Annotated in this window: 15 protein-coding genes; 12 read left to right on the top strand and 3 right to left on the bottom strand. The window is 44.8% G+C overall.

Annotation, left to right across the window (positions count from 1 at the left end):
- Window position 1: 1 nt before the first annotated feature.
- The 8 genes from BLV50_RS10125 to BLV50_RS10090 all read left to right on the top strand — a co-directional run bounded on the left by BLV50_RS10125 (window position 2) and on the right by BLV50_RS10090 (window position 5,778).
- A complete protein-coding gene (locus BLV50_RS10125) occupies window positions 2-733 on the top strand; it encodes a ZIP family metal transporter (RefSeq protein WP_090807319.1) in 732 nt (243 codons plus the stop codon).
- A 187-nt stretch (window positions 734-920) separates the two neighbouring features.
- Window positions 921-1,529 (top strand): hypothetical protein, encoded by a 609-nt coding sequence (locus BLV50_RS10120; protein ID WP_090807576.1) that lies wholly within the window; start codon window positions 921-923, stop codon window positions 1,527-1,529.
- A 24-nt stretch (window positions 1,530-1,553) separates the two neighbouring features.
- Window positions 1,554-1,973: a hypothetical protein gene (locus BLV50_RS10115; protein WP_063563149.1), complete on the top strand. Its 420-nt coding sequence runs from the start codon at window positions 1,554-1,556 to the stop codon at window positions 1,971-1,973.
- Window positions 1,973-2,530: a hypothetical protein gene (locus BLV50_RS10110; protein ID WP_090807317.1), complete on the top strand. Its 558-nt coding sequence runs from the start codon at window positions 1,973-1,975 to the stop codon at window positions 2,528-2,530. The genes BLV50_RS10115 and BLV50_RS10110 overlap by 1 nt, the downstream gene beginning before the upstream one ends.
- Window positions 2,531-2,600: 70 nt before the next feature.
- Window positions 2,601-3,353: an SMI1/KNR4 family protein gene (locus tag BLV50_RS10105; protein ID WP_072733369.1), complete on the top strand. Its 753-nt coding sequence runs from the start codon at window positions 2,601-2,603 to the stop codon at window positions 3,351-3,353.
- Window positions 3,354-3,356: 3 nt separating this feature from the next.
- Window positions 3,357-4,658, top strand: a complete 1,302-nt coding sequence (locus tag BLV50_RS10100) for a hypothetical protein (RefSeq protein WP_090807315.1) — start codon at window positions 3,357-3,359, stop codon at window positions 4,656-4,658.
- Window positions 4,659-4,717: 59 nt separating this feature from the next.
- A complete protein-coding gene (locus tag BLV50_RS10095; RefSeq protein WP_256336325.1) occupies window positions 4,718-5,140 on the top strand; it encodes a hypothetical protein in 423 nt (140 codons plus the stop codon).
- Window positions 5,141-5,166: 26 nt separating this feature from the next.
- On the top strand, window positions 5,167-5,778 hold the full coding sequence (locus BLV50_RS10090; RefSeq protein ID WP_090807313.1) for an SMI1/KNR4 family protein: 612 nt from the start codon (window positions 5,167-5,169) through the stop codon (window positions 5,776-5,778).
- A 100-nt stretch (window positions 5,779-5,878) separates the two neighbouring features.
- Here BLV50_RS10090 and BLV50_RS32440 read toward each other — a convergent pair whose 3' ends face one another.
- Entirely contained in the window at window positions 5,879-6,172 is a 294-nt protein-coding gene (locus BLV50_RS32440) for a hypothetical protein (RefSeq protein WP_143021529.1), read from the bottom strand.
- A gap of 105 nt (window positions 6,173-6,277) precedes the next feature.
- Between BLV50_RS32440 and BLV50_RS10080 the strand changes: the two genes are divergently transcribed.
- On the top strand, window positions 6,278-7,330 hold the full coding sequence (locus BLV50_RS10080; RefSeq protein ID WP_090807311.1) for a leucine-rich repeat domain-containing protein: 1,053 nt from the start codon (window positions 6,278-6,280) through the stop codon (window positions 7,328-7,330).
- A gap of 150 nt (window positions 7,331-7,480) precedes the next feature.
- A complete protein-coding gene (locus BLV50_RS10075; protein WP_063563142.1) occupies window positions 7,481-8,185 on the top strand; it encodes a cupin domain-containing protein in 705 nt (234 codons plus the stop codon).
- A 124-nt stretch (window positions 8,186-8,309) separates the two neighbouring features.
- On the opposite strand, the gene BLV50_RS10070 is transcribed toward BLV50_RS10075, so the two are convergent.
- On the bottom strand, window positions 8,310-9,356 hold the full coding sequence (locus BLV50_RS10070) for an aromatic ring-hydroxylating oxygenase subunit alpha (protein ID WP_090807309.1): 1,047 nt from the start codon (window positions 9,354-9,356) through the stop codon (window positions 8,310-8,312).
- A gap of 359 nt (window positions 9,357-9,715) precedes the next feature.
- On the opposite strand from BLV50_RS10070, the gene BLV50_RS10065 reads away from it, so the two are divergent.
- Window positions 9,716-10,162, top strand: coding sequence for a carboxymuconolactone decarboxylase family protein (locus tag BLV50_RS10065; RefSeq protein ID WP_063563140.1), 447 nt, complete (start codon window positions 9,716-9,718; stop codon window positions 10,160-10,162).
- A 37-nt stretch (window positions 10,163-10,199) separates the two neighbouring features.
- Window positions 10,200-11,126 carry a sigma-70 family RNA polymerase sigma factor gene (locus BLV50_RS10060; RefSeq protein ID WP_090807307.1) on the top strand — a complete coding sequence of 309 codons (927 nt, stop codon included), beginning with the start codon at window positions 10,200-10,202 and terminating at the stop codon, window positions 11,124-11,126.
- A gap of 146 nt (window positions 11,127-11,272) precedes the next feature.
- Here BLV50_RS10060 and BLV50_RS10055 read toward each other — a convergent pair whose 3' ends face one another.
- On the bottom strand, window positions 11,273-12,229 hold the full coding sequence (locus BLV50_RS10055; protein ID WP_090807305.1) for a hypothetical protein: 957 nt from the start codon (window positions 12,227-12,229) through the stop codon (window positions 11,273-11,275).
- Window positions 12,230-12,267 lie beyond the last annotated feature (38 nt).

Below are 12,267 nucleotides of genomic sequence, written 5' to 3'. Positions count from 1 at the left end.
GATGTGGACTGCATTCATGTGGGGCGGCATCTCCGCCTCGGCTGTTGTCATAGGAGCACTTGCTGCGCTGTTTCTGAAAATTCCGAAACGAGTTATTGGCTGGATCATGGCTTTTGGTACAGGTACCCTGATTGGTGCAGCTGCATTTGAATTAATTGGGGATGCGCTCAATGATGGTGGAATTGTGCCGACGGCGATTGGATTTACCTCAGGGGCCGTAGTGTACACGCTATTCGATTTGCTCATTTCCAGTAAAGGGGGAGCAGGGCGCAAGCGTTCGGAAAACACCGGGAACGGAGATTCCAGCCAGAGCGGACTTGGTATTTTTGCAGGTACGGTCATGGATGCCATTCCCGAATCGATCATGCTGGGGGCCAGTCTACTCGCCGGGAACGGTGTCAGTGTTGTGTTGGTTGTTTCTATCTTTGTGAGTAATATTCCGGAGGGTCTGTCCAGTACGGTTGGACTTCAACGCAATAAATACTCCCGCTCCAAGATTATTCTCTTGTGGCTGGGTGTACTGATCATCTCTGCACTTGCAGCATTGGGAGGATATTTATTTCTGGAGCAGCTTCCTGATGAGATGGCCGCGGCTATTGGGGCATTTGCCGGAGGAGGCATTATTGCGATGATCTGCTCGACCATGATGCCGGAAGCATTCGAAGAAGGTGGGCCGGTAGTAGGTTTTATCGCTTCGATGGGATTGCTTGTATCGCTTTTACTTGACCTTTGATTCCTTGAGTTAAATGGGGGAGAAGAGTACCTTTCAGATGATGATCTGGAGTAAGGTACTCTTTTTTACGTTGTGTTTTCTTGTGCTAAGCACTGGAGTTACATATAATTTTAGGTAGAACAACTGGGAAATGCTGAGTGTTTGCTTTTAGCGATTGTCATCATGTAGGGGGAAGGCAGGATTGAAAATGAAACGTTTCGAGGATGAAGGGGCTTATAAATACAGCTTCTACGCTGTTCTTCGCCGGGGAGAGCAGGTCGATGTGAAATGTAAACCATGCGGCGGGCACGCCTTTATTGTCATAGAAGAAGATCATCTAGCATGGAACTGTTCGCAATGTTACGTTCATGGAATTCAAGAGACAGAATATCAGTACAATGCCAAGAACAATTGCATCCGATGTGAGCGCTGGTTCAATATTGAAGTGACGGATGAGAAAAAGATAACTCACAAAGCATCACATATTGAATGCCCGCACTGCGGGACCGTTAATGATGTCGAATTACATAAAAAGCTAGCATACCGAGGGTATTATCCCGATATTCGAGAGGGGCGAGATCCTGTGTTTGATATGGAATTGTACTTTTTGGACTATATCAGAGGTAAGGTGTTATGGGCTGTTAATCGGGAGCATTTAAACTATCTGATTTCATATATTTCGGCTGATTTGCGCGTGAAACCTGGAAATGTACCTTTGAAGACGGCTTCACATTCCATCCCCGCATATATTAAGAACGCCAAGAACAGGGAGCTGGTTGTCCGCACATTGACCAAACTTCAGCATAAGACTGGATAAACCAGCAGAACGCGAGTCAAAAATGTGAATCATATTCAATACCTTTTTCACATCGCTTATCAGGAGTTTGATGTTCGATCCAGTGAAGATAATCCCTATCTGGCGGGTACAGTGAGATATCAATCCACAGAGAATGAATATGTAAAATCCGAAAAGCAATATATTAATGCTAAAGATTTTACAACGTTGTTGAATTTTTATAATAAGGACAAAGAGGTGATTTATACTTATCAAAATACTGGAAAAGAGGATGGACAGCTGGTACAATCCATTATTCATCAGGGGATGAGTCGTTCTAGCAATGGAGGCAGCGAAGCTGCTCGTGATCCTTATATCAACGTTACGGCTTTGTTCTATGATAAGTTGGACATCGATGTGAAGCTGGATGTGGATGAAGAACATAAAGTCGTAACCATTCGAATGAATAAAGCGGAGGCGAGATGATGAATTTATTTGGTGTACATAAAGGACCTACATATTTGGAAGGTTTGGTTCGGGAGATTTCGGATGTTCAGACTCATGAAGTCGAATGGAAAGGCAAGTTGCAGACGAGCGACGGACATGACAAGTTCCATATTTTTTATTATGGTGACTTAACCGAAGATGATCTGATAACCTGGCATGATTCGACACCGCTCATTGTATATGCAGAGCATACCGTAACAGGGGAACGTTACTTACTCATCGATTCAGCCAAATACGGTTATGATGCGATGCTGTGTGAGACATATCCGGAGGAAGACCTGAATTACAGGCCTCTAAGGCCCTACCTGGACGTCGAAGGGGAAGATATATTTGAAGTACAACTATCTGCCTTTTACAACGTGCCGTGGGATGATGAGTTCGGGGAAGATGTAGATGAAGACGGAACCTACGAATTAATTACGGGAGAGCGCATGGATTTTGAGCAGGTGAAACGTGACGGCTATGATGCATTTGCCATACGCATTGTAAACCGCAAAGGCGTAATAACCGAAATTGTGCAGGAAGAACTGGCTTAGGCTAGTTGAATTTGCTGACCGGTTGAATGACTGGTGAATTGAACGAAACGATCGTAGGGAGATGTCGTGAATGTATATAGTAACTCGTGCGTTGAAGCCCATACCGGCTAAGGAACTGGATCATTTTGAAGAACAGCATTCTACCTCGTTACCTGCGTCATATCGCCAATGGCTGGAACAATACGGGGAAGGCACGTATACGGGCTGGATGAATGTGCAGCGGCCGGACCAGGAGGTATTGAAACCTTTTGCTGAATATGATTTTTGGATGCACACGGAGGATACACCGGTTACCCAGGATCAGCTTCAGGAGTGCATCAGTATCGGCAGTTCGGTGGATGGTGATTTCCTGGCGATTCATCCAGAGGTGAAGGGATTGTTATGGCTCCCGCGTCATGATGAGCATATTATCTTGTGGACTTGCTCAGAAGCTGACTTTGGAGAGACATTGGACCGGATCTATTGCGGATATTACCATCAGGATAAACCGCTGACCCCGGCGTATTTTGAACCGTGGAACGAGCTGCGAAACCACACGTTCTACCATTTGGTTAACGTTGAACGTGAAGGCTCCATGAAAGAACTGGCCGATTTGTGTAAGAGTAAATTCAAGTGGGATGCAGTGATGGAAAATGAGTACACATGTAAGCTTTTTATGGTCTCCATGGGTGGATATTTACGTTTTAATTATGCGAACGGCAGGGAAATTGCGCTTTTCTATGAAGAGATGCACGGGACGGAAGGTGCAAGGGATCACGATCTGGATCAATTTTTGCTGGCAAATCATTGTACAGTCATCAATAGAGGCGGAGTGGAGGAATAACAATTGAATTGGTTGAGAGAAAATATTGCAGAAACGTGGCGAAGTGAAGGTAAACGATACGCAAAAGATGTCAATGCATTTGTACGCAGAGGCATGGCAGGAGAGCAACTGGATGAATCGGAGCTCGCGGAGGATGCCAGAGCTTCTATTAGTACTGGAGTGTGGGAGATGGTGAAGCAAGCCAATCTTCAAGGGGATTTGAAACGGCTTCGGCTTGAACTGCCTGCTGCAACATGGCCATTGAATGAACATTTTCAATCTTTCATGCAGGCCGTTCGGGTAGTAGGTTATCTGAACACAGAAACAATAGTATTCACAACCAGCACCTTCACGGAGAATGGCTGTGTATATACGGCTGATCAACATGGATGGTTGCTATTCTCTCAGTATACCTTCGCAGGTTGTTCGCCAGACGGTGGAGACTATGCGCTGGCCGGATCAGAAGGTATTCGTATCATCAGACAACCAGATCGCCATCTGGAAGGACAAGAGCTTGCGGTGTATCGCTGGGAAGATATCCAATCCAGTATCCAGAAGTCTTTGCCACGCATCGAATCCCTTGCTGACTGTGAGCATCCGGAACGCACACTTGAAGGACTCATTCCATTCAATGATGGGAAATCCGTTCTTATTTTCTCCAATTATGGAATCTACCTGGTAGAGCAAGACCAGGTATCCCTGCTGCACCCGGATCCTGCAGAAATCGAAAAATATGAGTTGGAAGATACACAGATTGATATGGGTCATGCCGCAGTCTCACGTGACGGTCGCTGGATTGCCTACGGTAGCCAGGTTAGTAACCATATGGTTCTGGATCGCGAACAGAATAAGACATATTCGCTTTATCCTGAATCCAGCTATCCTCATTATGCGGTTTTCACCGCAGACAGCTTGAAGGTGTGGTTTAATGCATGTCACTTTTATAACGGTGCTACAATACAAGTTCAGCTGGAAACGATCGATGGTAATGAGAGTAAGGAAGATTGGCCTGTAATGGATGAGAATGCCCGTGTTTACGCTGCAGTAGAATTGGATGCAGGTATGGTGCTTGGTGACGCATACGGATATTTATATTGTGTGAATGGTGATGGGCAGGAAGTGTGGAGACATTTTGTAGGCAGCACCATCTATTCCTTGGCGATCTCGCCTGACCAGTCCAAGCTTGCAGTGGGGACGTTCGGGGGCATGCTGCATATTCTTGATCTTAACTCTGATCAGATGGATGAGTATGGTATAGGCACAGGCACCCTCCGTGAAATTGAGCGCTACGTGTTATGGCGTGGAGAAGAACCTTTACATTGGTGAACACCAATGATTGAAGATCAAGACTGGATAAAGTAAGGTTGGGTAAAGTGGAGGTTTAAATGAAGCGTGAAGAAGCAGTGATTTTGTTGAAATGTCATGCCTTTGCCTGCGATGATCTGAATCATTCGACAATGGAAACCGGTTTTCTTGGTAGCTTGCGCCCCTTTCGCGGTAACCTGAATGAGGAAAATTTTCTTGAACTCATGGAAATCTTGCATGTTTTGGCTCCTGAACTAAAACAACCTACGCTGGATCGTGAAATTATGGCTTCACTATGGGGAATTACCCACCTTGGACGTGCATGGGCCGTCGAACCTGAAGGAATGTTGCAGAGTAATCAATTGATCTCAAATGAACAGATTGCATTGATGGAACGGTGGCTGGATCTGTTTTCCTACGCTGTTATGGTTCTGATCGAAGACGGAGGGAGGGGAAGAAGAGGCGTTCTGGGGATATCAGGAATATGTGCGGGAACGGGTTGAAAAGAGTTGAAAAGGGAGGGGTGTGTATGACACCTGAGGCTAATGCAAAATGGAATGATTTGTTTGATGCGTTGAATGAGCTCCTGAACGAAAAAATCCATGATGATGAAAATCGGCAGTTATACGACGAATACCAGCATCGGGAGGGTGCCTCTGAGCAAAGTCTAAATGCATTTGAAACAGAGTATGGCGTCCGGCTGCCGGAGGATTTCCGTTCCTTCTATAAGAGTAAAGACGGCAGTGGTTATGCATTTCATATCTTGTATCCGGGTGATGCGGAAGCAGAGGAATGTAATCCGTTTTATCTGATGTCATTGAAGGAAATTCGGGAAACCAAACAATATTTCTGTGAAGTAGATGAGAAATTGGACGAGTACTATTCTGACGAAGAGATCAGCAAACTAGACCCGGAGATTAAGCCCTACTTATTCCATAAAGAGTGGATTCCTTTTGCAACGATGGCGGGAGGCTCGCTGTATTTGATGCTTGATTTTGATCCGACAGAGAAAGGAACCTACGGGCAAGTGATTATGTATGTGCATGATCCGGACTTTGTTTATTATGTGTCTGAGACATTTACAGACTTGCTGGAAGTGTCCAACCGTAATCTGAAGATTATGGATGAGATTGAGTATTGAGCAGGTAGAATCTGTTCAACAGAAGGGCATTGGATATTTTAAAGAAAGTTGAACAAAGACAGGAGCTGCCGACAGCAGCTCCTGCATTGCTATTTTACCATTAGAAACGATGGCCGTGGAAACCTCCGCCAGGTCCACCAGGGCCCCCGGGTCCTCCGCCATGTGGTCCGCCCGGATAGCCGCCTCCAGGGAATGGACCGTGCGGACCTCCCGGGTAACCGCCATGCCATCCTGGGCCTCCGATATGTCCGATGGGAAAGGGCAGAGGAAACGGTACGATGGGTGGATAGGGATATGGATAAGGGTAGGGGTATGGATAGGGTGGCGGTGGATAATAAGGGTAAGGATAACCCGCAGTTGGCGGGATAGGAACTGAACCAGGTCCGTATGCCATGATGCATGCCTCCAGTGTTTGATTGATGATATTAGCCTATGCTGCGATGCAATGGAGTGACACAGAGGGGTTAATAGAACGTGGTATGGTGAAGGGGGATATGATTTGGTAGCTGTGTCGTTTCATACTGATCCAAGAGGCTCTGCTTATGAACAGTTAATTGATGAGTTGATTGAGAAAACAGATCGTTTTTTGCTGGTGGACAGACGAAGGTACGATGTCGACGAAGTACCAGGGGTTTCAAGAGTATTGCGGAAACTGAAGCCTTACTTTATTGAAAGCTGTACGATGGAAGAAATGATGATGCAAAGTGGTGCCATGTATTCAGAGGGGATTTATTACATATATCGCTGCACATCGGAATCAGGGCAGATACTTAAAGAAGAAGCAAACCGTTTTCATGACTGGTTGTATCCATCATTGCCGGATGATCTTTGTTTTTTGAAAGAGGATGGAAGTGATTATTTTTTTAGTGTTGCTCATGAGAACATATATGGTATGCGGATTACACAAGAAGAAGCAAGTGAGTTAATGGAGCGGATCACGGGATTATTCTTCGATTTGCAGCGGCATCAGGACGTTCAATGTCTGCTGGATGATGCGATCAAGCATGAGACCGACATTCTAAATATCAGTTCACATGGCCTAACCGAGATTCCTAAAAGGATTAGGGAATTGAAACAGTTGAAACAGCTGACGATTTTTGAGCAGGATCTGTACACGCTTCCTCCAGCTCTTTTTGAACTAACTTCTTTGGAGAGATTGGAGATCATGACATTGGACCTGGAGTGTTTTCCTGGAGATATCGGGAAACTGAAAGAACTTCGAGAGCTGAGAATATATTGTGGCAGCCCTTTTGCTTCTGTACCTGGATGGAGGCCCAAGCCACAATCGGAGCTGGGATTGAAGTGTATTCCTCCCGAGATCGGTGAACTGAGTAATCTCAAATATCTGGAGATTGTTTATTCCGGTATACGAGAATTTCCTTCCGAACTGGAGAAACTTAAAAACCTCAGGGCATTGCTGGTTACGAATTCATTAATTGAGGGGACACCAGATATCGTTACACGAATGAACTGGTTGGAGTATGTGGACTTGATGAATATTCCGTTCGGTACCAGTTGGCAAGAGGTTTGGGATATGAAAAAAAACCAATAACCAAAAGAAACCTGATCAGGCTTCCTGAGTCAAGGTTCTTTTGGTTAAATGTTGCCTACCTCAGAAATGGGCTCACGCATAGAAGCCCAGAGCATAAGCTGGCGTTATAGGTTATCACCTAAACCGAGAGCGAAGGGCAGGCGTTTTATTTTGGCAACCTCTTATATGGACTTCACCTCACCTACCACCCAATTTACAGCTGACGTGAACCAGAATTCTTTCTTCCAAAAAGACGGAAATAACTATATTAATGTTCTCTCCATTCAGCAATTAAACACATTGGGTAACGTATCCTTGCTGGACATTTTTCTTAGCACGGGCAATGTGGTTGATCCTCATATTCATCAGAATGCATCCGAGCTGGTGTATTGTATCAGTGGTTCAGCGGTCGTTTCCCTTATTAACCCGTTTACCAAAGAGTTGTTGAATTTTACGATCACACCGGGTCAAGTAGCGAATGTTCCGCAAGGCTGGTGGCACTATGAAATTGCAACGGTAGATCAGACTCATCTGCTGGCTATCTTCGATGCCCCGGTTCCTGAAGCCATATTTGGCTCGGATATTTTACGGCTGACACCTGCGAGTGTTCTGGCTCATACGTATTGTTTGGATGAGAACAAGGTGAAGGAAACGCTTGCTCCAATTCAAAAAACGGTAATTGTTGGTCCGCCAGTGGACTGTGTTACTCAAGTTTCCCCGAGCACCAACATGCCTAACTCGAATAGCCATCCCAACGTGCAGCCTTATGTGAATCGCCTTCCATATTGGGGAACATGGGTTGATCCCCGCATTATTCACGAACCAGGCTGTCCGTATTATACAGAACCTCCTGTGAACACGAATAATCAAGGGTAAGTGAACGATATAAGGCATTTAAATGGGGGAAAACCCAGTACATTATCACGAGTGAAAGTGTAGCAATTATACAAAAAAGAAGCGTTCGTAGAAACGCTTCTTTTTTTGTCCATTTGTTTTCAATTTATGATGTGTAATTTCGTCCCAAACCAAGCTCTGTCAATAACTGACGATAAGCGATAGAGGTACGGTCTGCGGGAATATGCGCTTCTGCATGCAGATCCAGTGGCAAATCCTCTGGCTTCTGTGATTCCACCATTTCCCGATCTTCCTCAAATACTTGCAAGTTAAACTTAATTGTATCTTCAATCGGAGCATCCTTGTCAAAATTACGGGTAATCGGACAGAACAACCGCGTAAAACGTGCAGAGATGGGAGAGGCACAGTTCAGAATGTTAAGCTTGTCGTTCTCCGGGAAGTGAACCGTAAGTGATGCGGCAAATGGCGGAAATACCCGGAATTCACGCAGCCACTGAAAACCTTCGGGTGCGACATTATCCTGACCTTTACCATAGTTGCTGACAGAACTCCAGTATTCGGCAAGCAGTTCATTGCCTTCGCGTTTTACTTTGTATTGGGGCACTTCGGTGTTGTTCCGGTCGCCGAACGTTTCGGTATGCACGTAGGCAAAATGGGATACATCCAGAAACCCTTCCATTTGACGTCCAGCAGAACCTGCGATATCAAAGTTCGGGGGCAAGATGTTGATATAATCTGGATCATCCCATCCCGGGAATGCGAGAATCTGCTCGTCGGTACCGGCGAGTGAAGTCCAAATCAGGCCATAACGTTCGACTGCAGGATATACGATAAGCTTCAATTTGGGAGAAATTTTGGAGCTGGGGTGTGCAGGTACGGCGGTACATTTACCCTCACAGTTGTAACGGAAACCATGATATGGGCAGACAATTTCCCCATTTTCTACCCAACCTTTACTGAGCGGAGCACCACGGTGAAAACAAAGATCCTTGGCAACTACAACTTTGTCGTTGCTGCGATACAGGACCAAACGGACATCAAGCAATTGAGCGGCAAGTGGTTTATCTGTCACTTCGCTTGCCTGGGCAATGGGATACCAATATTGAGATAATACATGCCAGTCTTCTGCGGAGAACGTGCAGCCGCGAGGCAGTTCAGATGTAAGTTGAGGATTGGAATTGGAAGTTATCATGGAAGTCACTCCTTGCTAGGATAATGAATCGTTCATTTTTTTATGTCAGGAAAGTTTACTTTCTAGCCGTATGTTACTACTCTTTTGTTTCGTGTATCAATATGTATAATGATTATTTGTTCAAAATCACAAACAAAACATCAAACAGCTAACATAAATACGGAAACCCCTGTTTATACATAACGCTTTACGTGAACTATATTCATGTCGGTTATGCTCCACGCAGATTAATTACTTAATTGTTAATCGAGCTATATTCTGTGCCTGAGTATGCTGAAGAAATTTTTTATAGAAAAATGTCACAAATGTGAGCCTTGGTTTGTCTTAAGATTGTAGACCAAAATACGGAGGCGAATGCAATGAGTTTAAGAGTGAATTATAGAGTGGCTAACCCGGGTGCTTTCAAAGCAATGATGGCGTTGGAGCAGCACATTTCAGGTCAGTTTGAAGACAAACCGTTATATGAGCTACTGAAAATCCGTGTATCCCAAATCAATGGTTGTGCGTTCTGTCTTGATATGCATGCTAAAGATCTGTTGAAGCTTGGAGATTATGCTGATCACATTTTGCTGCTGAGTGTGTGGCGCGAGGTGCCTTTGTTTACGGAAAAAGAACGTGTTATGCTGGAGCTGGCTGAGGCCGTAACACTTATTTCGGAACAAGGCGTACCACTTGAATTGTATGAAAAAGTTAGAGACCATTTCAGTGAGGCCGAACTGGTGGATCTGATCATGGCGATCAACACAATTAATAGCTGGAACCGGATTGCCATTACAACAGGGATGTATCCAGGCTGCTTTAATTAAGTAAACATCCTACCATCTGCCAGAGGAGGCCATTCTCATGAAATTCAATTCCCTCACCAATGAGCCAGAAGTGTCTTCTCTGGAAGTTGGTGAATTGTATATTCGTTACAAAGCCTATGCCTTTTCCATTGCTTACCGCATGCTTGGCAGTGTTGTGGAGGCTGAAGATATTGTGCAGGATTGTTTTGCAGAGCTTCAGAGCAAGTCTCTTGATGATATCCGTAATACCAAGTCCTATATTGCTAAACTAATCGTAAACCGAAGTCTGAATCTGCTAAACTCTGCCCGCAATCAAAGGGAAAGTTATGTTGGAGAATGGCTTCCCGAGCCGATGAGTGATGGTAAAATGGGTAACATTCCGGAAGAAACCGTACAGCAGAAGGAGATGATTTCCTACGCTTATCTGGTTATGTTGGAACAGCTTTCCCCGATAGAGCGTGCCGTTTTTGTACTTCGTGAGGCTTTTCAGTATGAATATACGGAAATAGCGGATTGGCTGGGCAAATCAGAGAGCAACTGCCGTCAGATCTTTAGCCGGGCCAGACGCAAGCTTCCCGATAGACTTCCGCCGATGGAACAGAGTTCTGCAGATTATGCTGCAAAAGAGCAATTGCTGGCTCGTTTTACAACGGCTTTTCTGAATTATGATGTCTCCGAGATGCTGGAGCTGCTTGCTGAACAACCGGTATTTACGGCAGATGGCGGTGGACGTGTGCATACGGTCATGAGAACGATGAGGGTTCGTAAGGGTGTACTCGCCTTGTTGACCTCTCGCCGGGTGCTTACCCGATTGCGAAAACGAGATTGGGTGCCTACATTTATCAACGGAGAGCAGCACCTTGTGTTACTGGAAAACGGACAGTTGTCCGAAGTTCTGTGTTTGGAACTGGACTCTCTTGGAGAGCGAATTGAGGGGTTCTATCTCGTTGTGAATCCAGACAAACTTACATCGGTATCGAGATAATACTTTTCTGGAATGGAATAAGAAGGGCTCAAGGCATGTTAAAGCGGCACATCCTGTAAAGAGGAGTGCCGCTTCTTTTTAGCTTTGAGATTGTAGCTAATTTTATTGTGAACTAACAACATCCATTTTGGACCGGTTATTATTTATTAATTATTGGCAAACAGGCTTTCAACATGGTCAGTAATCTCTCTGATTTCTGGGGTAAGTTCGTCGTTACTCTTATCGAGAAGATGCAAAATCTTATCCACTGTATCCAGAAGTACACTCTTCGTGTTAGGCTCCCTATTTGCCACAGCCTTCTCATATGCTTTTTTCACTTCTGGATCGATAGTACGAATTTCTTCTTCCGTGTACCAGTCATAGGCGGGAGAGTTATCACTTCCATAAAACAGGTAACCAACGTACAGTGAATTCTTAACTGCTGACGTACGATTAGAGCTTGGGAAGTTGTTCAGGAAAGCTTCCTTTTCTAGAGTACGCCGGATGAGTTCATCCCAGGTTATGATAAAGGCCGCATCGGAAGTTGTGGGCTGGTTGGATTCCGCAGCCATAATATCAATGTAAGCAACAATGTCAGGTTTCACGTAGGGCTGAAACTTTTTGTACATCTCATAATTGAGGATGGGATAGTATAGACCTTCACTAGTTTCCAGTTTGAATCCCAGATCGGAAGCTTCCTGCAAGAGCTTGCGAACGGACGGATCTTTAATCACTTTGAGCAGACTGCTATATGTAAGCTTTTGTTCATAACCTATGTTGGAATGGGCTTCATAGAGAACGCTTTGAAACAGTTCCGTATACATTTTTTGATCCAAGTCAGCCAGTCTGATCTTTTGCAAATTCTCCAGTTGAAGGGTCATCAAAGTGGCCTGCCAAGGTCCGACTTCATCGATATGATTCAATAGATATTTACGTGCCTGAACCAGGCTGGGCGTGGATTTCACTGCATTTTTTGAATACATTTGAAATTGATGATATACCGCTTTGGAAGCTGGGACAGGTGCAGCCAATGTAGTTTGGGATGTTATCAGAGTTGCACTGATGGCCGTAAAGCTTAATGTAATGGCTAGAAAACCAAGTTTAATCGATGGATTCAATCGCATTCAAAAACCTCCCATGTTACATAATGAGTAATTGTGAC

The organism is Paenibacillus sp. 276b (genome assembly GCF_900107875.1).
Classification (GTDB): domain Bacteria; phylum Bacillota; class Bacilli; order Paenibacillales; family Paenibacillaceae; genus Paenibacillus; species Paenibacillus marchantiae.
Note: the sequence above shows the minus strand (reverse complement) of the source record. Positions and strands in the feature narration are given on the sequence as shown.

Bases quoted from the DNA above. Each gene is read 5' to 3' on its own strand.
- BLV50_RS10090 (WP_090807313.1), top strand. From the start codon at position 5,167: ATGACACCTGAGGCTAATGCAAAATGGAATGATTTGTTTGATGCGTTG.
- BLV50_RS10070 (WP_090807309.1), bottom strand. From the start codon at position 9,356: ATGATAACTTCCAATTCCAATCCTCAACTTACATCTGAACTGCCTCGC.
- BLV50_RS10060 (WP_090807307.1), top strand. From the start codon at position 10,200: ATGAAATTCAATTCCCTCACCAATGAGCCAGAAGTGTCTTCTCTGGAA.
- BLV50_RS10120 (WP_090807576.1), top strand. From the start codon at position 921: ATGAAACGTTTCGAGGATGAAGGGGCTTATAAATACAGCTTCTACGCT.
- BLV50_RS10125 (WP_090807319.1), top strand. From the start codon at position 2: ATGTGGACTGCATTCATGTGGGGCGGCATCTCCGCCTCGGCTGTTGTC.
- BLV50_RS10105 (WP_072733369.1), top strand. From the start codon at position 2,601: ATGTATATAGTAACTCGTGCGTTGAAGCCCATACCGGCTAAGGAACTG.
- BLV50_RS10095 (WP_256336325.1), top strand. From the start codon at position 4,718: ATGAAGCGTGAAGAAGCAGTGATTTTGTTGAAATGTCATGCCTTTGCC.
- BLV50_RS10055 (WP_090807305.1), bottom strand. From the start codon at position 12,229: ATGCGATTGAATCCATCGATTAAACTTGGTTTTCTAGCCATTACATTA.
- BLV50_RS32440 (WP_143021529.1), bottom strand. From the start codon at position 6,172: ATGGCATACGGACCTGGTTCAGTTCCTATCCCGCCAACTGCGGGTTAT.
- BLV50_RS10110 (WP_090807317.1), top strand. From the start codon at position 1,973: ATGAATTTATTTGGTGTACATAAAGGACCTACATATTTGGAAGGTTTG.
- BLV50_RS10065 (WP_063563140.1), top strand. From the start codon at position 9,716: ATGAGTTTAAGAGTGAATTATAGAGTGGCTAACCCGGGTGCTTTCAAA.